The sequence below is a fragment of the Candidatus Nitrosopumilus salarius BD31 genome (genome assembly GCF_000242875.2).
In the GTDB taxonomy this organism is placed as follows: domain Archaea; phylum Thermoproteota; class Nitrososphaeria; order Nitrososphaerales; family Nitrosopumilaceae; genus Nitrosopumilus; species Nitrosopumilus salarius.
In genome coordinates this window covers 18799-41398 of the sequence record NZ_AEXL02000168.1, presented here as the reverse complement: position 1 = coordinate 41398, position 22600 = coordinate 18799, and the positions used below count along the sequence as shown (strand labels likewise).

At 31.5% G+C, this 22600-nt stretch carries 28 protein-coding genes; 9 read left to right on the top strand and 19 right to left on the bottom strand.

Features of this window, described 5'->3' with window-relative positions:
* Positions 1–290, bottom strand: a 290-nt coding sequence (locus BD31_RS10155; RefSeq protein WP_158641246.1) for a hypothetical protein, incomplete at its 3' end; no start/stop codon positions are given.
* A gap of 159 nt (positions 291–449) precedes the next feature.
* On the opposite strand from BD31_RS10155, the gene BD31_RS09580 reads away from it, so the two are divergent.
* Positions 450–1127: a M48 family metallopeptidase gene (locus BD31_RS09580; protein WP_081583242.1), complete on the top strand. Its 678-nt coding sequence runs from the start codon at positions 450–452 to the stop codon at positions 1125–1127.
* A 233-nt stretch (positions 1128–1360) separates the two neighbouring features.
* Here the strand turns inward: BD31_RS09580 and BD31_RS09575 are convergent, their stop codons facing one another.
* From BD31_RS09575 to BD31_RS10150, 6 genes are all read right to left on the bottom strand, one after another.
* Entirely contained in the window at positions 1361–3064 is a 1704-nt protein-coding gene (locus BD31_RS09575) for a hypothetical protein (RefSeq protein ID WP_008301721.1), read from the bottom strand.
* Positions 3051–3374, bottom strand: coding sequence for a hypothetical protein (locus BD31_RS09570; RefSeq protein WP_008301735.1), 324 nt, complete (start codon positions 3372–3374; stop codon positions 3051–3053). The genes BD31_RS09575 and BD31_RS09570 overlap by 14 nt, the downstream gene beginning before the upstream one ends.
* A gap of 49 nt (positions 3375–3423) precedes the next feature.
* Positions 3424–3828 carry a hypothetical protein gene (locus tag BD31_RS09565; RefSeq protein ID WP_008301693.1) on the bottom strand — a complete coding sequence of 135 codons (405 nt, stop codon included), beginning with the start codon at positions 3826–3828 and terminating at the stop codon, positions 3424–3426.
* A gap of 211 nt (positions 3829–4039) precedes the next feature.
* Complete coding sequence (locus BD31_RS09560) at positions 4040–5395, bottom strand: hypothetical protein (protein WP_008301804.1); 1356 nt, start codon at positions 5393–5395, stop codon at positions 4040–4042.
* Positions 5373–5651 carry a hypothetical protein gene (locus BD31_RS09555; RefSeq protein WP_008301808.1) on the bottom strand — a complete coding sequence of 93 codons (279 nt, stop codon included), beginning with the start codon at positions 5649–5651 and terminating at the stop codon, positions 5373–5375. Before BD31_RS09555 ends, BD31_RS09560 begins: the two co-directional genes overlap by 23 nt.
* Positions 5651–5824: a hypothetical protein gene (locus BD31_RS10150; protein ID WP_008301689.1), complete on the bottom strand. Its 174-nt coding sequence runs from the start codon at positions 5822–5824 to the stop codon at positions 5651–5653. Before BD31_RS10150 ends, BD31_RS09555 begins: the two co-directional genes overlap by 1 nt.
* A 538-nt stretch (positions 5825–6362) precedes the next feature.
* Between BD31_RS10150 and BD31_RS09550 the strand changes: the two genes are divergently transcribed.
* Positions 6363–8132, top strand: a complete 1770-nt coding sequence (locus BD31_RS09550) for a hypothetical protein (RefSeq protein ID WP_158641245.1) — start codon at positions 6363–6365, stop codon at positions 8130–8132.
* Positions 8133–8163: 31 nt separating this feature from the next.
* Positions 8164–8400 (top strand): hypothetical protein, encoded by a 237-nt coding sequence (locus BD31_RS09545; RefSeq protein ID WP_008301743.1) that lies wholly within the window; start codon positions 8164–8166, stop codon positions 8398–8400.
* 12 nt (positions 8401–8412) lie between these two features.
* Here the strand turns inward: BD31_RS09545 and BD31_RS09540 are convergent, their stop codons facing one another.
* The gene (locus BD31_RS09540; protein ID WP_008301817.1) at positions 8413–11607 is read right to left on the bottom strand and encodes a pentapeptide repeat-containing protein; all 3195 of its coding nucleotides are present in this window, start codon (positions 11605–11607) and stop codon (positions 8413–8415) included.
* A 205-nt stretch (positions 11608–11812) separates the two neighbouring features.
* A complete protein-coding gene (locus BD31_RS09535) occupies positions 11813–12946 on the bottom strand; it encodes a site-specific integrase (protein WP_048097652.1) in 1134 nt (377 codons plus the stop codon).
* 51 nt (positions 12947–12997) lie between these two features.
* Here BD31_RS09535 and BD31_RS09530 point away from each other — a divergent pair, with 51 nt between their 5' ends.
* Positions 12998–13240 carry a hypothetical protein gene (locus BD31_RS09530; protein WP_238536124.1) on the top strand — a complete coding sequence of 81 codons (243 nt, stop codon included), beginning with the start codon at positions 12998–13000 and terminating at the stop codon, positions 13238–13240.
* A 20-nt stretch (positions 13241–13260) separates the two neighbouring features.
* Here the strand turns inward: BD31_RS09530 and BD31_RS10445 are convergent, their stop codons facing one another.
* The 4 genes from BD31_RS10445 to BD31_RS09510 all read right to left on the bottom strand — a co-directional run bounded on the left by BD31_RS10445 (position 13261) and on the right by BD31_RS09510 (position 16835).
* Positions 13261–13404 (bottom strand): DUF5679 domain-containing protein, encoded by a 144-nt coding sequence (locus BD31_RS10445; RefSeq protein ID WP_008301710.1) that lies wholly within the window; start codon positions 13402–13404, stop codon positions 13261–13263.
* Between the two features lie 181 nt (positions 13405–13585).
* Entirely contained in the window at positions 13586–14017 is a 432-nt protein-coding gene (locus BD31_RS09520; RefSeq protein WP_008301802.1) for a hypothetical protein, read from the bottom strand.
* Positions 14018–14084: 67 nt separating this feature from the next.
* Positions 14085–15536, bottom strand: coding sequence for an FAD-binding oxidoreductase (locus BD31_RS09515; protein ID WP_008301698.1), 1452 nt, complete (start codon positions 15534–15536; stop codon positions 14085–14087).
* A 9-nt stretch (positions 15537–15545) separates the two neighbouring features.
* Complete coding sequence (locus BD31_RS09510; RefSeq protein WP_008301707.1) at positions 15546–16835, bottom strand: HD domain-containing protein; 1290 nt, start codon at positions 16833–16835, stop codon at positions 15546–15548.
* A 169-nt stretch (positions 16836–17004) separates the two neighbouring features.
* On the opposite strand from BD31_RS09510, the gene BD31_RS09505 reads away from it, so the two are divergent.
* Positions 17005–17376, top strand: coding sequence for a hypothetical protein (locus tag BD31_RS09505; RefSeq protein ID WP_100222209.1), 372 nt, complete (start codon positions 17005–17007; stop codon positions 17374–17376).
* Here BD31_RS09505 and BD31_RS09500 read toward each other — a convergent pair.
* Both BD31_RS09500 and BD31_RS09495 read right to left on the bottom strand, forming a co-directional pair.
* Positions 17373–17924: a DnaJ domain-containing protein gene (locus BD31_RS09500; RefSeq protein ID WP_008301785.1), complete on the bottom strand. Its 552-nt coding sequence runs from the start codon at positions 17922–17924 to the stop codon at positions 17373–17375. The two genes, BD31_RS09505 and BD31_RS09500, sit on opposite strands and share 4 nt — an antisense overlap.
* 9 nt (positions 17925–17933) lie before the next feature.
* Positions 17934–18377, bottom strand: coding sequence for an Lrp/AsnC family transcriptional regulator (locus BD31_RS09495; protein ID WP_008301724.1), 444 nt, complete (start codon positions 18375–18377; stop codon positions 17934–17936).
* Positions 18378–18500: 123 nt separating this feature from the next.
* On the opposite strand from BD31_RS09495, the gene BD31_RS09490 reads away from it, so the two are divergent.
* A complete protein-coding gene (locus tag BD31_RS09490) occupies positions 18501–18728 on the top strand; it encodes a tetratricopeptide repeat protein (protein ID WP_008301777.1) in 228 nt (75 codons plus the stop codon).
* 40 nt (positions 18729–18768) lie between these two features.
* Here BD31_RS09490 and BD31_RS09485 read toward each other — a convergent pair whose 3' ends face one another.
* Positions 18769–19164: a DUF6659 family protein gene (locus tag BD31_RS09485; RefSeq protein ID WP_008301774.1), complete on the bottom strand. Its 396-nt coding sequence runs from the start codon at positions 19162–19164 to the stop codon at positions 18769–18771.
* A 225-nt stretch (positions 19165–19389) separates the two neighbouring features.
* On the opposite strand from BD31_RS09485, the gene BD31_RS09480 reads away from it, so the two are divergent.
* Positions 19390–19902, top strand: coding sequence for a tetratricopeptide repeat protein (locus BD31_RS09480; RefSeq protein ID WP_425589718.1), 513 nt, complete (start codon positions 19390–19392; stop codon positions 19900–19902).
* Here the strand turns inward: BD31_RS09480 and BD31_RS10440 are convergent.
* A complete protein-coding gene (locus tag BD31_RS10440; protein ID WP_008301749.1) occupies positions 19889–20062 on the bottom strand; it encodes a hypothetical protein in 174 nt (57 codons plus the stop codon). The genes BD31_RS09480 and BD31_RS10440 overlap by 14 nt on opposite strands.
* Positions 20063–20135: 73 nt before the next feature.
* Between BD31_RS10440 and BD31_RS09475 the strand changes: the two genes are divergently transcribed.
* Together BD31_RS09475 and BD31_RS10860 are read left to right on the top strand one after the other, a co-directional pair.
* On the top strand, positions 20136–21233 hold the full coding sequence (locus tag BD31_RS09475) for a radical SAM protein (RefSeq protein ID WP_008301727.1): 1098 nt from the start codon (positions 20136–20138) through the stop codon (positions 21231–21233).
* 55 nt (positions 21234–21288) lie between these two features.
* On the top strand, positions 21289–21456 hold the full coding sequence (locus tag BD31_RS10860; RefSeq protein WP_238536123.1) for a hypothetical protein: 168 nt from the start codon (positions 21289–21291) through the stop codon (positions 21454–21456).
* 238 nt (positions 21457–21694) lie between these two features.
* Here the strand turns inward: BD31_RS10860 and BD31_RS09465 are convergent, their stop codons facing one another.
* Positions 21695–22003 (bottom strand): MTH1187 family thiamine-binding protein, encoded by a 309-nt coding sequence (locus BD31_RS09465; RefSeq protein WP_048097650.1) that lies wholly within the window; start codon positions 22001–22003, stop codon positions 21695–21697.
* Positions 22004–22040: 37 nt separating this feature from the next.
* Positions 22041–22337: a hypothetical protein gene (locus BD31_RS09460; RefSeq protein WP_238536122.1), complete on the bottom strand. Its 297-nt coding sequence runs from the start codon at positions 22335–22337 to the stop codon at positions 22041–22043.
* Positions 22338–22600: the final 263 nt, after the last annotated feature.

Here is a 22600-nt window from a genome sequence, read left to right as displayed (position 1 = left end):
GTAGTATTATAGTCTGATTGTGATTCATCTGAATTATTAAAATCATCAGGAAACTGAGTTATGCCAGTTACTAATTTAGATGAATCTCCATTTAGTACCAAATTAGATTTGTATGACTTACCATCAGGAGTCAATATAGTTATCTCAAATAGCTTTTCAACTTCTGAATCCACAGTTGTCGATATTCTTACATTTGCTTTTTCATTAGAAACTATGGTCTGTGGAAAAATTTCCACATATGTGTTAGCATTATCAAATTCCGCAAATATTGTGGATGTAGAACTATACAAGATGAGTAGAGAAAAACCTATAATCAAAAAATATGATTTCCACACCACAACATTTCTTATTTTATATGAACTTAAGCATTTAGGAATCAGTTTTTAGTGATTGCCTAAAATAATGAGGGACTTGAACTAACTTGACAAGTCACCTCGAGGGCCCTTTTTATTTTAAAATTTGGGAAATCAAAAATCCCATACAAAATAATTAGAAGCAAACAAAGGAGAAAAACATCTCAGATAATTGTAGATGAATCAAGCGTTCAAGTTTTCGCTCCAATGTCACAATCAGATGAAGACATACAGAAACTAGTAGAATCTAAATCAAAGTGGATTTATCAAAAAAAATACAAATTGACACAAACAAAAAAACTTCAAGATAAAACTAATTTGTTATACAAGGGAATAAAATATCCATTTAAAATTATTAGATCTGACGAAGAGTCGGTATCTTTTTCTAAAGGTGTGTTTTTAATTAAAACAAAATCTTTCAGTCAAAAAAAGATAAACGAGTTGTATCAAAAATGGATTAAAACAAAGGCACAATCAATAATAGAAAAACGTGTAAAATTAGGCTCAAAGATAACAAAAATCCCCGTAAAAAAGATTAGAGTGAAAGATGTACGTGAAAGATGGGGTAGTCTTTCAGATGATGGTTCCATCAATGTAAATTTGAATTTAATTAAAGCCCCAACTGAAATTTTGGATTATGTAATTATACACGAGTTATGTCACAAGAAAATTCCAAATCATTCTCAAAGATACTGGAATTTGCTTTACAAATTTGTGCCAGATTATGAAACTAAAATAAAATGGCTTGAAGAAAATGAAAAGTCTATTTTGTAATTGCACACGTGTGTGACATGACGCGTAATTGGTTATTATCATGGCTTAGTTTCTTTTAGTCCCAAATTTCAAAAAACTAAACAGGTAATTCACTAATCAATTAATCAACCACCATATACTATAGAGAATTCGATTAATGATTAATTGATTACAATTTTTGTGCGTAAATGAAAAAGTTTTTTTGTAGTTTTTTAATCAAAAACTAATCAAAACAACTCATTTTTAATCAAAAATCATGATAAATTCTTCTTTTTCCATCTATTCCATAAATTGTTAAAGTAGATTGGTTCTTTATCTTCAAAATCCATATTTGGAATAATTCCATCTTTTTGCATTTGGACAAGGTCATCTTTAATTTGTTTGAAAGACTTTCCATCTGTTATGTGCATTTGATGTATTTTGTTTAGGATCAATTCCTTGTTATTCTTTTTTTGAGATGAATTAGTTGTAGAAGTTTCTTTTGGGGTTTTTTTGGAATTAACCTTCCAAGTAATTCCAGTATCTTTCTGAAAATCTTCTAGAGATGTTTTATGGTGAAATGATGGCATGTCAAACCGCCATCGTGCTACTTCGCCGTTGATGAAAGTAAGATATCCAATGTTGTCAGGCATCTCATCTATCTTTGGACGCCTATCATCAAGGTATTTTCTAATCTGAGGATATTTCTCATATCTCCACATATCTTCAGGTCTTTCAATTCTCTTTCCTGCTTTGCGTAACAATCCCATTCTGTCGCGTTCAATTTTCTCAAAAAGCCATGCCCAATCAGAACCCAAAATACTTCTTGAGGCACGTTTTATCACAACAATATTTGATTGGTATCGCACTCCTGCATAAAGATCCTCGGGATTTTGATAGTCGCCTAAAAACCAGGTTTTCATATGTCGGGCTTCGGGAATAAAATCATAGATTGCTTTTTTTGATTTACTTGATTCACGTTCTCCGGATAATCTTGATGAGGGTGCAACTGATCTTAACTCATTAATTACAATTGCAACTTTATGCCAAGACTTTTGTTGTTTAGTCCAATACTTTTTTGCTTTTCCAACATCTAATTCAGACAATGGTGAAAACAAGCCAGACTTGTTCATCAGATATGGAATCATTCTGATTATTTCAGCTAGGGTGTCAAACTTGTCATTTGCATATTCAAAGATTGCAGGATTCATCACGACGATTCTTTTTTCTTTTCTTGCTTGCACAACAATGTCTGTGAACTGTTTTTGAAAAGTTTCTTTTCTAGATGAACTGGTTGGTGGGGTAATTCGTTTTACGATTATTTTTTCATCTGGGGCAAACTGCTTTGGTTTTTTCAACACTCCTTGTAAAAGTAGTTGTTTTTCTTTTGATGTAATTTCTAGCAGATAGTTTCTATATTCAGAAATATTCTTCCAATATTGGTCGTTAAATTTATCTAGTGACTCTTGATTGACTTCAATGTAATCAGGAACAATCCAAACTATGGGATATGATTTGTGGCAATTGCAATGTAAAACTTCGCCTTTAAGAAATTCCAATCCAAGTTTTTCTAACCTGATAGAATTTCTCTCAACTGATACCAACTTGTTATTTTTTATTATTTCAAAATAATATTGAAACTCTTTTTCAAATATTTGGTTATGAAACGCCCATTTTTTCAAAGAGATCTTTTGTTCAAATCCTTGTAAAATTAGTTTGATTTTGTCATATTTTTCCTTGCAATCTTTGTTTACTGCCCAATACAAATTCTCAAAACTTCGAGCTCCCCATATGTGCCATATGTTAATTCCTTCTTTGTACAGTTCTTCTGCAGTCTTGTCAACTGCAACTCCTTTACCGCCACCTCTCATCCCCTGAAACAAAATTACTTGAGGTTCGTCTGTTCTGAGCCATTTTTCATCCATGAATTTTTTAGGCTTTTTTGACCTGAAGGTAGGTGTGAAATCACTCAATTTCATCGTACCATTCGTCTGAATAGTCATCATGCTTGAATCTGTCATGTGGAAAATATTCCCATGCAATTCCTCCACACATCTTACATCGTCTAATAATCCCGATTAACCTGAAATTTTCTAAATCATCCGTTTCCCTATCTGCATCAATTCGCCATCTTTCTTCTTGGAATTTCCAATTATGTCCAAATATCACACATTGAAGATGATGGTTTTCTAAACTATCATTGTCTTCAGGAGGATCTCTTTGTTTTTTTATTTTAGGGTAATGTAAACAACAATTTGCCAAATCGGGCATTGTTGGATAATATGGCAATGAAGGAATCACAAATGATTTGTTACATTCTAATTGAAAAAGCCAATGATTATTTGAGGCATGAACTTAAATCACAAATAAAATCATATACCCGTAATTTTCTTTTTTCCCATTCATTTAGATGATTGATGAATTCGTACCAATCACAATCCGATAATTTTTCACCTTGTATGATTCTGTTTGCAATTTCACGTGCTTTAGGATCTACTAAAGTATTTGCAAATGCTTGATCTAATTGACTCATAATATGATCTTCTAAACCACACAGTTTTGTTATGCTATCTACTATGTCTGGAACTACTTCCTTTACATTTTTCACATTTCTTTGTACATATTCTTGATTTTGAACATACCAATTAACAACCGCTACAATAATCATGATTGCAACAATGATAACTAGAACAATACCAATTATGGTTCCGGCTAATGCGGCTCCTGTTGCAATAAAACTCATGTTCAAAACACATGTTTTAGATATTTGAGGGTTAGGTGTGTTGTATATTTAGTACTTCATACTTTTTTTGATCTTTATTTCGTGTCATCGTGACGAAATTTTTCCCAGAATTTTCTGTCACTAACAAAAATAAGTTTGAATTAAACACGATTAATGAAATCGTGCCAAAAATGGGCTTTTTGAGGTGAAAAATGCTGTTTTTGAGTCTGTTTCATGACACGAAAACACTATTTTTAGGATATACAATTTCTAATTCTTTATTTTCACTAATTTCCTTTTTCACCCATTTCTCTAATTCTTCTTTTGTGTAATCCAATTCGTCAAATTTGATATTCTCAAATTTCTTACCTGTTGGATAGTATTCAAATTCTCGTGATTTTGTTTTTTCACGGGAAACAAATCCATTTGTCAATAATTGACTCATTAATTCCCTTGTACGATTCTGACTTAGATATGTGATTTTTGTCAATTCTTTAATTGTTATTCCGACATCAATGATGTTATCATTATCTAAGGTAGTATTTTGACCTGAAATGGAATTCTCTGATATTTTTTGTCTATAAACATCCATAAATTTCTCATACATTTCAATTGATGATTGGTTAATTTTGTTAATGGTCTGAGTAATGGTAGTACCTGCAATTTTTATTGCTTCTTGAAAATCAGATGGTTCTGCAATGATTGTGTATGTATAATATTTTTCTGTATTTCCAAATTGATCATCAATGAACTGTTCTCCATTATTGTTTCGTATGCACGTTCTGTTTGCTATATGGGTAAATGCTACAACACAAGTCAAGTTTAGAATTTTTGGTAAATCTCGCCTTATTGTTACATCTGAAACAGGAATTTTTGATTCTAATTTTCTGCCAAAAGGAACTACGATATCTCTAATTTGTTTTGCATGTTCTTTGAATAATCTTGCTAACTTTTCTAATTCTTTTAGATCATTGTTCCAATTGTTGTTTACTGATAAATGCTCATAAGAATTTATGATGTGTGAAATTACTTTTTTTGTTTGAAACTCTGATTCGTCTACCTGCATCAATAATGTGCGATTAAGGGTCTCAGGATCAATGTTGTAATTTGTTGATGTGGATATGAATACTGGTATTCCATTTACTTGAAGTGTTTTTGGCACATTTTTTCCTTTCTCGTTCTTATCCACCAAACCTATCTTTAGAACTCCCTCAGTGAGTAAAAATTTCAAATTAGAGATGCTTACTTGTTTTTTGTCATTTGTACGCTCAATCTGCTCCATTTTGAGTATTTTTCCATTCATTATTACCTCCTGCCTGCTTAGAAATGCAGGTGTGTAATCAGTAAAATCTATGACGTCCTCATGAAATGGCATTAGTACAGAATTCACCAGATTTGATTTTCCTGCACTTGATTGACTGGTAATTATGGCAGATAGTCTGTTTCTTTTTGGCAGATCTTTTGAAATACATGCTAGCCACAATAGCTTGATGTTGTTTTCTTCCCCAACTATTTTGGAATGATATCCCGCAACAATTTTTGACAGTATGTCAGTGTCAGTTATTTTATAATCCAAACTTTTGGTCATATTTTTTCAGTTTCCTCTGTAGTTGTTCTATTTCATAGTGTATCTGTAGAATGGCATTATCATGTTCATGAAATCGTGTAAGATTTGAATTTTGAATCTGTTTTAGTTGTTTTAAGTCAGAATGAAACTGGTATGCTCTGTTGCTATGTTTGTGTTTTTTAGTACATTCTGGGTTGTCAAAAAATTCTCTTTTACCATTAAGATCTTTTTCATAAATCGGCTCAAAACAGTATTTGCAATCAAATGATTCTGTCATTAGATATCCTCCAATTTGATAACTTTCAAAATGTTTTTGTCATATGGTGGTGTGTTTAGATGATTATTGCAAAGATAGACTGCATAATTTCTTGATGGATTTCCATTAAAGTAAACTAGATGATCTGATTTTCTTTTACAACATCTACCGACTAGGAACTCCTCTTCTATCATTTTACAATCATTCCTAAATTTTTTGCTTGTTCTATGTACTTGAATTCAAGTTTGTTTTTTAAAGATGAACAAATATTCTCTAAAATTATGATTTGAAATTCTTTAGTTGGGTAATTGATATGATCAAAATTCCTGCATTGCCATGTATGATACCAAATCTCTTGTAGGTTTTTAAAAGATTTTGAATGTTTACCATTAGTTTTGTTTATTTCACAACCAGCACATCGTAACCTTATGGGAGTTTTGTCTTTCTTACATGAATAATTGCATTTTTTAATATGGTCTTGGCTAGAAATACTATCTTGACTCTTTGAACTGGAGCAAGTGGGGCCTGATTTGTGTATCAGGTTCCCCTCCTTAATCTTTCATTAAGAATTTTTTGTACATATGCAGATCTAGAAATTAAACCACGCGAATTATCTATTATTTCTAAAATCTCCCTGTCTAGAGAAAGTCCAATTATTTTTTTCATGAAGAGTTAACAAACTTATAAAATATAACAAACATGACACAATATAGGAAAAAAAATGTGGTATTAATGCCTAAAAATAATGAAGATAAAAATGATAATCTTGATCTAGAAGACAGAATAATTAATCTGTTAATTGATGGCAAGCCTAGAAACCCTAAGGAAATAGCTTCCAAAATTTATCTAAAGAAGAAATGTAATATCTGCAAAGGAGAAAAATACATTGCTACTGAATTATGTAAACGATGTTGTGGTACAGGAATAAAACCAACCAGTTCCTATCCTATCACTAGAATTTTACACAAAAAAGGTTATGATAAAACTGAAGTTGTTCAAATAATTGATAACGAACAAGGTAAAACAACAAAATTTTATGCTATAACTACAAAAGGTGTTCTTCGTTATTTAGAAAATTTTAATCCCGATGCAATCCAATTTTGGAAAATTCTATTCACCTTAGCCTTAAATGAGTTAAACCTAGTAATTAGAACAAGAAATACACCAAAAAAAAATCAAGTTATCTATGGTAGATATGATAACCAATACATTACAAAATACAAACGTCGTAAATTTGGATTAAACTATAAAACAATTATTCATTTTTATGAACAAGAAAAATTACATTATGATAGACAATATTCATCCATTCCATTTACTATATTTTTTAAAAAAAATAAAATCTCAATAATTGAAATCGAGATACTTGATTATTTGGCAAAAAATAGAATGTCTACAGTTAAAGATATTTTTAAAAATAATTCTGAATCAAGACGGGAAGGAGAATTTGTATTTAATAATTTTCAAGTATTGGTAGAAAGTATGGTTTCCGCAGGTTTGTTATTGAGCAAAAGTTTTTCAAATAAAGATTTTTATGTAAAAAATGGTGAGAAATTTGTTCGTGTTCCAACCTTTTTACATAAATATCAGCTAACACAATCTGGTTTGTTTTATTTAATTTATAATAAAATGGGTGATTTTCCTTTAGACGAAATTAAAAATCAATACCATGAATTATTTCCGATGATTTTTAATAATAAAAGATGGAAAAAATTTGAAAAAACAGGCATAGATCTGAAAAATATATTCGTCCAACTTGCAACTTTTTATTTTGCTGATGAACAATTTGACATCAAATATTTTGATCAACCTGTTTGGGTAGCATTTAAAACTCAGTCTTTATTATACCGTTATTTTGAAATAAAATTTTTGAATATGTTTGATGATGGGCAAATGAGTTTACGTGAATGGATTTCTGAAAATAAATTTTTGAAAAATATTGAAAATTCATTCTCTCTATCTACTCGTAAATTTATTCCAACTAATCCAAATGCAAAATTACATGCGGTTGCAGATAATATGCTTTCACAAGCTAAAGAAATACATGATCTTAAGAAAATTAATCTGAGAACAAATTCTAAAAATGAATATTCTGAACAAGAATTTACCATCGTTTCTAAATTATATGTGCCTCTTCTTGAATTATCTGAAATAGGCGATTTAAGAAATGAGCATGTCATTTCAAATAAAATTAATGCCTCACATTATCTAAAATATGATCCTGAAATTTTGGACAGTGTCTCTAACATAATTCAATTCCATTTTTATCTTTTAATTAAAACTAAGATTTCTGGTGTTGCATGGAAGTATGTTTTAACTAAAGATAGACCCTTAAGAAAATGGTATTTTGATTGGGTGGACACTTTAGCATATGTTAATAATGAATTTGAAAAAAATCTTTTCGAATTAAAAAATCTAAAAATAAATAAACGAAAAATTCAATCCGAACGAAAAAAATTTCTAGATTACCTACAAGGAATGCTTGATGTTTTGCCAAGTTAGGGTATTTCAATAAAAGTGTAATATCAATAACATGGGTAAGAAATTCAGCATAATTCTTCAGAAACCTAAATGTGTTAAATGTGGCTGTAGGTTACAAGTAGATAGATCAGAAACCAATTACAATGATGGAAAAATCACTGCCTATTGCTTTAAACGTGAAAAACATGGTGGAAAGGTGCTGAAATTCAAGATAGAATCCTTGTTTTCAAATACACCTACATCTGATTTCATCTTTAAACTTAAACAAGAAAAATCTGATTATGTCTAAATTATAGAAAATTTAATTAATTCCGAAAAATATAGGGTTATCTCTAATTACAGCATTTTTAAAGTTTTGAGGTAAATTTCTAAATGTATTTTCAGACATGATGATTCCCTTTGTTGTTGTTTTCTTATCAACGCTGATTTTTTCACATTTAATTCCTGTAAAATCAGAATTTGTTAAATTACACCCTTCAAAAATAACATCAGACAAAGTAGCATTAACAAAGTTTGATGAGTTCATATCTGTTTGTTCAAATTTACATTTGATAAATTTTGAATCACGGAAATTTGATTTGTATAAATTTGCATTATTATATCTACAATGATCAAATACACAATTAATCATTATTGTACTGTTCATTTTTGCTGCTCCAAAACCAACTCTGACAAATTCATGGTTTTCAAATTTAGATTTTTTTAAATTTACATTAGTCAGTTCAATTTTTGTCAAAACTGCATCAAAAAATGAACAATTTGTTAAATTTGCGTTTTTAAAAGTTGTCCCAGTTAAAATACAATCATCAAAAATACAATTATCTATTGTTGAGTTTTCAAAATTGGATTCAGTAAAATCAGTTCCAGTAAAATCACTATTTCTAGCTGCAATCTGGTCTAAAATAGAATAAATAAATTTGGACTTTTGAAATTGAGAATTGGAAAAATTAGCTCCGGTTAGAATTGCATTTTTAAAATTAGAACGTCGTCCTTTACAATTTGTGATATTAACATTATCTCCTTCAACACCTACAAAGTTTGAATGTTGGAAGCTTGCGCCTGCCAAATTACAGTTATTTAGTTTTGATTTATGTAGATTAGAACCGTCTAATAGACAGTGTTGCAAATTAGATCCATCTAGAATACAATTTGTAAGTTTACAGTTTTCTAATTCTGCATTAGGTAAATTGATTCCAAACATATTTTGAGAGTCAATAGATTCACCCATCTGAACTAATAATGAAATTAGATTACTGTTGAGAAATCCTACCGTGTCTCCTTTTTTTCTACTTCTTTCAAATAATTCCTTTAATACATGACTTCCAGATACCATATCTCTAAGAAATAATGAAATTTCTGGAGTTAGAATAAATGCTCCAAAACTTTCTATAAGATCTGGTAGAGGTTTTTGTACTCTGTCTTCATTTGAAATATCTGTAAGAAATTGTTTTTTTGCTGCACCTAATTCTATTGCAAACTTATATGCAGTAAAAAATTCAGTCATGGATTTGTGAGTGAATTCAAAAACTCCGTCTTCATCTCTTTTTAAAAATGAGTTTGTTCTGAGATCTGCAGCATAGTAGTCCAATTCACTAGAATCCACATTGAAATGTTGGTCGATAAATTCTGGCATTTTTTTCCAATGAATTCTTAAATTTTGAGACTTAATCATATACCAAGCTAAACTCGTGACGAAAAATAGAGATTGTGATTTAGTTTTTAGAAAAGTACGTTTTTCTTCATGTGCTTTTTTCAACCATCTGTTGACATATGTGTAATATATTGTCGATGGATCTACTGATTTATTTTCTATTATGTCTGACATAACTTCAATTAACATTGGTATCAAAACTGGTTTGTGTGCTATACTTGGAATGTCATAAATTGGTTTCAATTTTTCCCAATATTCTATTGCTTGTTCTTTATTTCCAATTCTTTTTGACATCACTTCAATAACTTGAGACTCATCAAATTCTTTGAGATGAATTATTTCAAAACCCGGTTGATTAAGTGGTAATGATGTTGAAAGTTGTTCCTTACCACTAAGTACTTTCTGTGACTCCATTTCATATCTGAAATAAGTGGTACGACATGTTAACAACACCTTGCTATTTGGAGTTGCAACTTTAGCTAATTCCCAAAAATTATCCACAACTGTATCATAATCTACTTTTTGAGCCATTTCATCAAACCCATCAAAAATTAGTAAAAATTTACCTTGATTGTTTAGTTCTTCGAAAACATCAAATGCCCCTCTTATTTTGAAACCATATTCATTCAATAACAAATCCGTAATCATTTGTTTAATGCTGTATGATTTAGCATAATCTCGTAATGAGATCAAAATTGGAATCCTGTTTGATTCTGGATCTTCTAAGTATCTGTCTAAACAAATTTTTGCATATTTTTTAGAAAACCATGTTTTACCTGAACCAAATTCCCCCAGAATAGAAAGATGTTTTTTTGTTTTATCTTTTAACCATCCATCAACATATTTTTCTAGATTTCCAAAATCTTCTTTGACAAAGTTTGGACCATTAGATTGTACTTCTTTGAAACAATTCAGATCAACATAAAATTTTGAGATTTCACTACTGTCATAATATTTTTTTAACCACTGAAAATATGATTCTGGATTTAGTATATTTCTATAAAAATTGAATTGGGATTGAATTGTAATATTTTCAAATTCTTTTGCTTTTTCTAGAGCTGATTCTGATACACGTTGATGAGTAAAAATAAATCCTTCATCAAATTTTGGATTCATGTTTAAAAAACGATTCACAACAACAACATCACTTGAATCCGCAGATCCATCAACACATCTGATGAAAACTTTTCTACTTCCAGACCAGTCATCATATTTCCCAGAAAAATTTACTGTTGACCCGTCAATTTGACAATTTGTTATAGAATAACCCATTGCATTCCAAACTAACATTACTTCACTAGCAATTTGATTGATGGATGCTAATGAAGATGGATTAGTGGTGCAAATTTTTTGTAAATATTCCTGAATTGTTTCTTTGTCGCCAAAAACAGAAGTTTTATTGGGAATTTTTTGAGCTTCTATGAATTTTTTTGCAAGGAGTTTTGCCATATCGCTTTGTATTTTTTGCTCCAATTCTTTTACATTATCAAAAGTATCATAGGTGTTATTTTCTCTTATTTTCCCAATAAATTGATCAAGTTTTTTATCTCGTTGGTTGATATTATATTCTGAAATATAACAAAGAATTTCTTTTTTATTTTTATTTGCTATGTCGTATTCTTCTTCAGTAGGTTCACTATGGTCTTCTCGAAAAAGCCCGATGTAAATATCGCATTCACTTACTTCTGTTCTGTAAACTTCTTCAGAAGATTCTGTTCTGGCACCTGCATCGTCTTCAAAAATAAATACCTCAAAATTAAATGGTTTGAGGCACTCTTTAATTGACATTCTAGCATCATGAAGTTCTTGTGTTTTTGAACTTATAAAAACTCGAAGTTTTCTCAATGAAATAGTGTTAATCGACTTAGATTAAAATATTAAGAAAATTGTATTTTCATACTTTTGATATGTTTTACATTCATGCCTCTTCATGAACCCCCAAGTAGATGTATTTTAGATATCTGCATATTTCCAGTTCATTCATAACCCTTTGATTGTGCATCTGATCTAATCTAGATTGCTCAAAAGATGTATCCAACTCAAACACAAGTTAGGTTTGAACCCCCAGTCCTTCATTTACTGAGATGGTTTTTTCTCGTATGGTGTCTTTTTGAATCAATCTGTTTACTGCTTCTTTTAATTCATCAACTTGTGATTGAAGATTTTTGTTTGACTTATTGATTTTGTTAATTTCTGTTTTTTCTTTCTCTAGATTTTCGATGGTTATCTTTTGTCTTTCTTCATCATTGATGGTTAATTCGGGTTCTACTTCCAAAAACCATTCTAATTTCTTAGTATCACTCATTCTATCATATTGAGGTAAATATCCCCCATGACCTGTCATCCTGTGTGCATATCCCTCTCTATGAACGTCAGATGCACGTCCAAAGAAGTATGATCTGAATGAATAAAGCGTAATCATTCTAAAACCATTAGACTTGTACTTTTGAGTAAATCCTGCCTCCTCAGTGTACTTGTTAAACATCTGAGCTTCTGCCTTTTCTGCAAATGCTGGATTCTCGTTAGTTGCCCAAACTAGATCATTTTCTTTCAAGTCCTTTAGCCGAATCATCAGTAATCTTCCAGCTTCTTTTGTCAGCCAAACAGAACGTCCTGATCTAGTCTTTGTGTTCTCAGCTTCTATCCTAATCTTGATTCTCTTCTGAGTGGTGTCAATGTCTTTCTTTCTGACTTGGAGTAACTCTCCAGGTCTAGCACCTGTTGAAATTAAAGCCAAATAGAATCCTGTCCTCCTTGGCAATGCCACTGAGAATATTTTTTGAATCTCCTCCAAGGTTAACTCATGGAGTTCTTCTTTGGTTACAGGTTTGTATTCCAAAGGCTCATCAAAGTCTTCTATGTGGATTTTGATGTTATTGTGGAGAAATACCCGTTTAATTTTAGAGACATACTGCTTTACTGAATTGGTCAAGGATCCTTCATTGTATTGCCAGTCAATCCATGACTGTAGGACTTCCCTTACTGCTTGAGTTTGTTCGTCCCCTTTGAGTGTCTGCAATTCTCTGAAAATATCCTCCAAGGTTCTACCGTCATAGTAATCCTGACAGAATCTATCCAAGGAGTTTTTAGAAGCCTCTATGTTTTGTCTTGTTTTGACGGATAATTTTTCTGTCTTTTCTGCAAAAGATTTTTGATTCTTTTTTTCCACCAAGAATGATGTCATGCTTTGAAATACTTTAGTATGCCTATAAAGTAGAACTTATCGATGGATTTCATGCTAGAAGAAGAACTAATTGATTTGATGACTTTCTGTCTTCAAAATCCTGAATCTGAAAAAATTTCTGAAAAACACAAAAGAATTGCTGACATTGGCTGTGAATTATATTCTGATGGCGGTGTTGACGCATTAGAGAATTTTTCTTTTGTGTTAAGAAATAGAATTATGGAAGAAATAGAAAAAGATCCATCCCCAATGCGTTCGCTCTGGAATGGCCTCACTGATGAATGGCAGTATTAAATTTCACACTAGTGTGAAATTTATCCTCTACCAATTCTGAAAATGGCTGTGCTACAAGTTGGGCATGTACCTTTGATTGCAGGTTTACCATTTTTCATGGTGTATGGTTTAGAGCCTTCGATTTCACGTTTATCTCGGCACTTTACACAATATCCTATTGTCATACTTGTAATAGGCTCAAGGTTCTATTAGCGAGAACTTGTTGAATTTTTTTCACTAACAGACAAATCTCAGATCTTAATTATCATATCACATCCAATATTTTTCGTACAGGTTATTTTTTTTGATAATTTAGGAATGAATTATTCGAATTTCTTATATAATGCCTATAGTTTTTTGTCAGAATTAACTCACGTTAATTTTTAACGTTGTATATTCAGTTAATGCTTTGTGATTAACTGGAAATCCCTCCCATAGAAAAATCTCTGCAGTAAACTCTCCCGGTTCTTTTGGACTCCAAGATAATGACGGATTTAATTTTTGATGTGGATTTAATTCTCCAAGAAACCATCCAAAATAAACTACTATGTCATTCTCGTTTTTTATTTGAACAAGATATGCAAAAATCTGGGATTTTTCTTGATTGTTTATTACATCTGCTGAGATCTGCACTTGTTGATCAACATTAATCAAATTTCCGATGGGAGATCCAAATGCATTCACTAATCTTGGATCTACAATCGATGCTCTTTCTAATTCTGTCAATGCAAATGCTGGGGTAAACCCAGACGCAATAATTATTAGAATTGTAAATAACCCAATGCCCTTGTATAACACGATTTTTTGGATATTTTTTAGTTAATAAAGCGTTTCTGAATATGTTTTGATTTTTTGACTGTACATTCTAAAACTTTTCTAGATTACTTATGATGGTACTTTTTTTTGAGATGATTTTGCCTGGATTGAGAATATTGGTTGGATCAAACAGTTTTTTAATTTCTTTGAATATTCTGTAATTTTGTGTTCCATATTGTTTTTTGACAAATTCTGAGCGTGCAAGGCCATCTCCGTGTTCTGCAGTAATTGTTCCCTGAAGTTTAATGATCTCATTAAAATATTCTTTTGCAATATTTTTGATAATTTTGGTCTTTATTCTATCTGCAATTAGTCTCACATGTACATTGCCATTACCAGCATGTCCATAAACAATACATTTTGTCCTGTATTTTTTATTTATTTCGTTAAGTAATGAAAATACTTTTGGAAGGTTCTTCAAAGGAACTGCGGCATCTTCGATTATGTGTGGAACTCTTTTTTCTTTTTTGATTGTTCTTAAACTATAGTATAATGATAAATCTCTATATCTCCACCATTGTTCTATTTCTTGTTCTTTTTTTAATTTTTTAATAATTCTCCCCGTAATGACTGATTGTAACTCTTTTTCCTTTTTTGTAATATCTTCGTCATACTCTACATAAAGTACACATTTTGTATTTTTAACAAATTTGAATTTGATCTGATGAAGAGTTAATTCATCCATAAATTCTATTGCTGTTGGGGCTGTCTGATTTATTTTCATGCACTCCCTTACTGCAACATAAATTGATTTGTATCCTATTATGTATAGGATTCTTTTTTTTGGCATCTCTTTGATTTTTATTTTTGCTGATAATATTACTCCCAATGTTCCTTCAGATCCAATTATTATTTTATGTGTATCTTCAATTGACTTTACTTTGTCAATTCTATACCCAGAAGAATTTTTTGATGTGTTAGGAAATTTTTTAGATTCTACTAATTTTGAAAATTTTATAATTTCATTTGAAATTTTTTTATTTTTTGGTAGGGTTATTTTTCTTGCATTTCCATCAACAAATGTTATTTCTTCAACATTGTCTATGACACTTCCGTACTTCAAACTTCTACTTCCACTTGAATTATTTCCTAACATGCCTCCTACTGAACAATAAGAACCAACTGATGGATTCGGCGGGAAGAATTTTTTTGCCCTTTCAAGTTCTTTATCTATTTTTCCTTTGATTGTGCCGGAACCTATTATGGCATATTTTTTCGTGATTCTGATTTGGTCAAATTTTTGCATATCTAATATGATCCCTCGGTTTAATGCACTACCAACAAGTCCAGTTCCTGCACCACGTGCCGTGACTGGGGTTTTGAATTTTTTTGCAATTCTTATGACGTTGATCACATCTTTTTCGTGCTTTGGAATTACTACTATGCTTGGAATTATTTTATATGAACTAGCATCCACTGAGTAAAATTCCTTGAACTCCTTACTGGAAAAAATGTCTCCCTGAATTTTAGATTTTAATGATTTAAGAATTAATTTTTTCATATGTTGAACTTAAATTTTGATTCGATAATAATCCCACCTTTCAGGATCAAACTGTGTAACAAATTCCGCTTGCTCTTTGCTTATTCTTGCTCTTATGACATCACGTAATGCAAAACTTGTCAAAAATTTGTATTTCATAGAGTGTGCTTGCATGATAAACAGATGACGCATCTCACTTCCACCTTTTAGGCCCCAATACCCCATCTTTAGTGCTAATGGTTCTAAAAATATCGTATTTCCAAGACCATAATTTTCATCTTTAATTTCTTCCCGTAACTGGTATTTTTCAAGTGGACCTCCTTTAGAGAATCCTACAATTTCACCATTTTTGTCATTTAGTCTTAATGTGTTAATAATTACTTGTGGATCTTTGATTGATTTTTCAAAATTTGCTTTCTCGAATTGAAGTGGTGTTGGTAGCTCCAAGAAGATTTCATATAGTGATTTGATAAAATTTGGATCTTCTCTTGTAATTCTATTTTCAATTGTCGGAATTAGTTTGAGATTTTCATAGGAAGCATCTGCTTGAATAGAAATTTCCTGTTGTCTAATTCTCATAAACGATAACACTGTATCAAAAAAATTCTTTCTCATTTCTTTTGGAAGTACTTTGAGAATTTCCCTCGCCATGTCTGTTTCTTTATTTAACAATTCTTCAAAATATGCAACTGAACTTCGTACAATTAGTGATGGTCTCCATGCAAGCGCATGAGCGTTCATTTTAGACATCTCCATTGCCTTTGAAAAATCTCCTAATGCATATCCACTAATCCTGTCTATTACTGATAGATACCAACCCATCTCCATGATGTGCTCTTGATATGGTTTATCATCTCTTGTTAATTTTGAATTTTCAAAGCATTGTTTGATTTGTGCTTCGGCGTTTTTTCTCAGTTCCCCACTCCATGGATATGTAGTTCTCAAAATTAACACCTTGATAATTTCTAAATCAATGTTTGCAGAATTGATTAATTGACTTAGTTTTCTATCCATTGAGATAAATTTCAGAACACTTTCTTCATGTGGTTTATCTACACTTTTTTGAGGATCGAAATCATGAAACAACGCAGAAACATACAGATATTTTATATCATTATCTGTTAATTTGATTTTTTCTTGTTTTGCAGCTAAAAGTGAGACATATGTTACTTCTAATTCATGGTTGATATTGTGATATCCGTAATAATCTGTTCCAAGACCCTGACTTTCAAATAAGTCAATTGTATAGTCTAACATCTCAACATAACAATCATCCTCCAATCCCATTTCTACCATCTTACTGAGAATTTCATTTCTCATTGAATGAGTATTTGCAAACTGCTGCAATACAAATGAAAATGAACTGTGGGTTTTAAAGATGATCTTCATCATTTAAAATACTTTATTTTTTGATTTTTGGAAAGATTCAATAGAATTATGATTTGATTGTTTTTTAATGCCATTTAACCACGATTTGCTAAATCTTTTAATGGATTCTAACAAGAATGGTTCTCTCGCATACAGACTTTTCATAAATGATGTATCATATCCTATGACTGCAGTATCCATTACCAATTCCCCCATTCCTGTTAATGAACCAACTACTCGTGGTGGTGTCTATTTTTCAGATAAATTTGCCTTCAAAATGAAAGGAATGATCAATGATTTGTCTGTCGTTCCTTTACTGACCAAGAAAATGCTTGGACCTAATACTGAATTTGGAGAACTCAAAATCACTACCTTGCTAGAATCCTCAGGAAAATCTATCTCGCTAGAGATATTCACAAATCTTACGAATAGTGTTCAGACTTCAAATTCTATTGAATTAAGCATGATTATTGTGAAATTAGAATCTGTCTAATCAACTCTAAAATATCTATCATATTTTTCTCTACGTTCTTTATCTGATAATACTTCATACGCTTTGTTTAATTTTGCCATGCTCTCTTCAGAATTTTCTTTTGTTTTATCTGGATGAGTTTTCTTTGCTAGTTCTCTAAATTTCTGTTTGATTTCCTCTTGAGTTGCATCTTTAGTAATCTCTAAAATGTTGTAATAGTCTGGCAACTCATTATTCATGGATGCGTTACGAAACTCTGTGTCCTCTTTTGTGTTACGTCTATTTCCAAATTCCTCATAGTCATCATTCCAATCAGAGTGATACTTCTCAAACGTTTTATCTTTTTTTGATTCTAACTCGTTTTTGTCATATGATGTTTTTCTTCTAAGTATAATGTCTCTTGCTAAAAACAAAACTATGCCTAAAACTACAATCGAAAAACTCGTAAAGAGTATTATTTTTTCTTCATCTGTAACTTCTAACTCCATATCTAATTCAGTATTTTGTGCATTGCTTACTTGAATTCCACCAATGAATAGTGCAATTACAATAATCCAAAATATGTTCATGATCTAGTCCTATGTTAATCTAAAATCTTCCTTAGCTGTATTTAGTACTACATGTGTGATAGTATTTTCCACGTTTGGGATTACTGCCAATGCTTTAACAAACTTGCTCAATTCATTACGCTCCTTGAATTTTGCTATGATTACTGTGTCTGTAGAACCTGTAATGTCGTAGACTCCACACACATTCTCAAATTTTGATATTGCTTCTTCAATACCAACAATTTTGTCATTTTTGGCCATGATTTCAATAATTGCAGTTAATGAATAACCTATTTTTTCGTGATCAATTATCGTGGTGTATCCTTTAATGATCTTCTCTTTTTCAAGTTTCTTAATCCTTGATAGAACTGTCACTGTTGAGATTCCTAGTTTTAGGGCTAATTGTCTAGCGGATTGTCTTGCATCTACTAACAAATTTTTGAGAATCCTCTCATCTATTTCATCTAATCCCATACAGTGTAATGTTGAAAAATTTATTTAAATTTTAACTCTATTCTTGTAAATTTGTTTAGTTTATTTGACTGATTTTGTGTGTTATAATTTCAAATTTAATAGAAATGATGTATTTTATGATTTATGGATTCTATACGATCTCTTGTTGAAAAGGGCCAATCTTTGATGGATGATGGAAAATTTGATGATGCGTTAGGTTTCTTTGAACAAGCTCTTCTTTTGAATCAAGATGATCCTGATCTTTGGAATTACAAAGGTGTTGCACTAAGAAGCTTGGGAAGATATGAAGAATCAATGGAATGTTTTAACAAGTCATTGGAGATTGAACCCCGAGATAAACACGCATCTTGATTATGGATTCAATACTTTCAAAATCATATATTCTGTGAATTTAAAATCCATAAAACTCAGACCATTGATTTTCTAACTTGTAGATGATTTTCCATGCAAATCTGTCTATGTTGATACTTAATTCAGTAATGATCAATATGATGTATCTGCCAATAGGAAAACTCATCATTACGACTTTCTCTCTTCTGGAAGCGGAATATTTCACTCTGCCTAAATTTGAGTCAAAGCCTTGTCTATTTGCAACCCTGTGTGCTAATTCTTGAAACATTTGTCTTCTTTGTTTATCCGTTTCCAAAGGTACGACCCCTTTTTTAAAATCGCCAGCTACTAATTCTCCTGAACTATCTATCAGACCACAAAATCTAATTTCTGGCTCTTCCAGAATACTCTTTATTTTCTTTTTTACATCTTCCACTGAAAACTGTTTTTCTGACATATGGAATTATAATGCATTTCTATGTTATTATTACTTTGGAGTTTACAGTTCTCTCTTGTTGTTGGTTTTTGACCTTATTGCTGATAATTTCACAAACGGATTATAGTATAACCTAGAGGTTAATTCTGAATTTGTATATTTCGTTGCATGTCCGAATTGATGATTATCTCTAAACGTAATCCAATACAAGAACGTCCTGTTAAAGAAGGCTATATTATTAACAATATGCTTTCTAATACGTTGAGTAATCAAATTAAAGAAATACTTTCCCAGGCATTTGAGTTTGTAGAGGATGGACATTACTCTAGGGCTTTGAGATTGTATGATTTGATATTAAAAGAAGACCCTGAAAATATTAATGCGTTAGTAGACAAAGGAGCTACTTTACAAAATATGGGAAAAATTAAGCGAGCCATTTCTTCATATGATAAAGCACTTGTTATTGCTCCTGATAATCTTGATGCGTTATTGAATAAAGGAGCGGCATTGCATTCTAATCAAAAATATGTTCAAGCTATAGAATGCTATGATAAAGCTTTGAAAGTTGACAAGCAATGTGCTATGGCGCTTGCATACAAGGGACTCTCATTAGGCGAAATGGGTGAATTGAAAGATGCGATCAAATATTTCAAAAAAGCCTTGTCTATTGACAAGTACTGTGATTTGGCTAACATTTCAAATGATGTTGCTCAAGATTTACTAAAATCTCTCAAAGAAAAAAAATCTAAAATACGGTAACATCGCCTGGTGCTGGTCCTCGTTCAATTTGTTTTTCGTTATTTCCCAAAAAATCGGCATGTGCTGATTTTTGATGCTCTCTTAACTTCTCTATGTTTTCAAATCCGTCATGGCACAAATAGCATTTTGGCTTATGTTCATCTACTAGTGGGAGTACCATACTATTTCTATCATGACTAACTACTTATTTCTTGAGACTAAGGAATATATCATAACGAGCAATACCTTGTAGCATGTTAGAACAACTAGTAGGAGATTCTTCAGCACTAGATCGCGCTCTTGCAGGAGAAGAACTCTCATACAATGATGGCTTAGAATTGATGAATTATGATAATCTACATTTACTTGCAGCTGTTGCAGATAATGCCCGGAAGAAACTAGTTGGTGATACTGTCACATTTGCGGCGTCATATTACATGAATTACACTAATGTTTGTGCGGCTAGTTGTCAGATGTGTGCATTTTACAGAAAAGATGGTGCAGATGATGCATACACGTTAACTCCGCAAGAAATTGAACAAAGAGTTGGAATTGCAAAACAAATGGGCGCAACTGAAGTTCATATTGTTGGAGGTTTTCATCCAAAACTTCCATTGGAATATTATGAAGATATGATGAAGGTGATCAAAAAAAATCACCCTCAACTTAACATTAAAGCATTGACTGCAGCTGAAATTTTCTATTTGTCTAAATTGACAAAAAATTCAACTAAAGAAATTTTATCTCGTCTAAAGGATGCAGGTCTTGACTCAATGCCTGGAGGAGGAGCAGAACTGTTTCATCCTGATATTAGAAATAAAATTGTTAGGGGTAAATGTACTGGCCAACAATGGCTTGATGTAATTGAAGAAGCACATACCATGGGAATTAACAGTAATGTTACTATGCTCTACGGTCATATAGAAAAGCCTGAACATGTAGTTGATCATCTGATCAAGATCCGTGAATTACAAAAGAAAACTAGAGGCTTCTTAACTTTAATTCCTTTAAAATTTAGTCTTGATAATACTGAGTTGGAACAAGAGCATCTGGTAAACAATGAATGCTCTTCTGTCTATGATTTAAAAATAATTGCACTTTCAAGATTGATGCTTGCAAATGTTCTAAACAACATTTCAGTATACTGGGTTGCATATGGTAAAAAACTTGCACAGGTTGCTTTGTCTAACGGTGGCAATGATTTGGTGGGAACTGCATTTTCTGAAGAGATTTATCGTGCAGCAGGTAAACCTACTGCATCATCAGTTGAGGAATTGGCAACAATGGTTAAAGAGATAGGTCGCACACCTGCTCAAAGAAACACTCATTTTGAAATATTGAAAAAATTCTAGTGAATATTTAGAATAAATTCAACAGGTTTTTAGATTATGATGTTGTATGTAATCTGTGGAAAAGTATGAACGATTATTGAATATGTTGATGGACTTTAATTCCGATATGAGATTTGCAGCAGTTTGTGATAAAAATGGGGGGATTCTTTGGAATACTAAACGCAACAATGTAAAAAACATGGTTCCATTAAGTGATACAAAAAAACCCTTCAAAGAGCTTTAAGTGCTTGGGAAGAGCGCTCAAAAATTACTGATAAAGTCGGACTAGGTCTTTATGTAATTGCAGCATATGAAAAAATAAAGCGAATTACTATTCCGTTAAATAACAAACATGTTTTATTTATCAGCATAGATAACACTCCGTTACACACTTCGAACAAGAAAAGCTATGGGCATTTATTTGAAATGGGGAAAATCATGTCCATTGTAGACTTTGTTAATTCTGCAAACTAACACATTCATCACAATTCAATGTATTTTTTAACTGATGCTATTTTTTCTTCCATCTTGACATCTTTGTCTCTTCGTGAATCAATTTTTATAATGACTTCTACCCTTACAATTCCAAGATTATGTACAGTCTCCATCATTTTCTTTGAAGCAGCATTAATGACATCAATGCTATCTGATTCTAAAATTGTCCCCATCGAATTAATCTCAAATCTGAGATTTTCTATATTCTGAATTGATTCTATTGCCTTTGCGATATAGAAACTTGCACTAGTGGTACGCGTAGCCATTGGATATATGCTGATCTCAGCCTGAATCAATAATATTGAATGATGATTTGAGATTAAAAAGTTTGAATTACTCTGCAGGTTTTTTCTCTTCTCTTTTTGCACTATCTTTTTTTCTTCTGGCACCAAAACTGATGAGTACTAGTAAAAATCCAATTCCTATTAAAATTCCTGACAATGTGTTAAGATCTTGACTCTCTTGCTGGGCAATCAACAAATCCATTGCTTCCTCCTCGGTCATACCAGATTGGCCAACTGGCATTGTTGCACTGATGTTTACAACAAGTATTATTCCCACAACTATCATTGCAATTCCAGCTACAAGCATTCTTTTATCAACAAGAACCATTTCTGATGATAATTTCACTCCATCCTATATTAGGTATTTTGTGTAACTGTTTTTCTGTATCCTTATCTCTATAATTATACTGAAATTTTGATTTTCTTTTTCTTATAGATATCCATTCCACAATGTATGCAAAAATAAGATCCGTTTGCTACCCAATAATGATCACAGTCAGACTCATCCATATTTTAATAGTTTTTTCAGGCTCATTATTTGCTGAGATTGCAAACTTTGTACTATTTGCAAAAAAAAGTTAACCCTTTCTAGAGTCTCCATAAAAGACT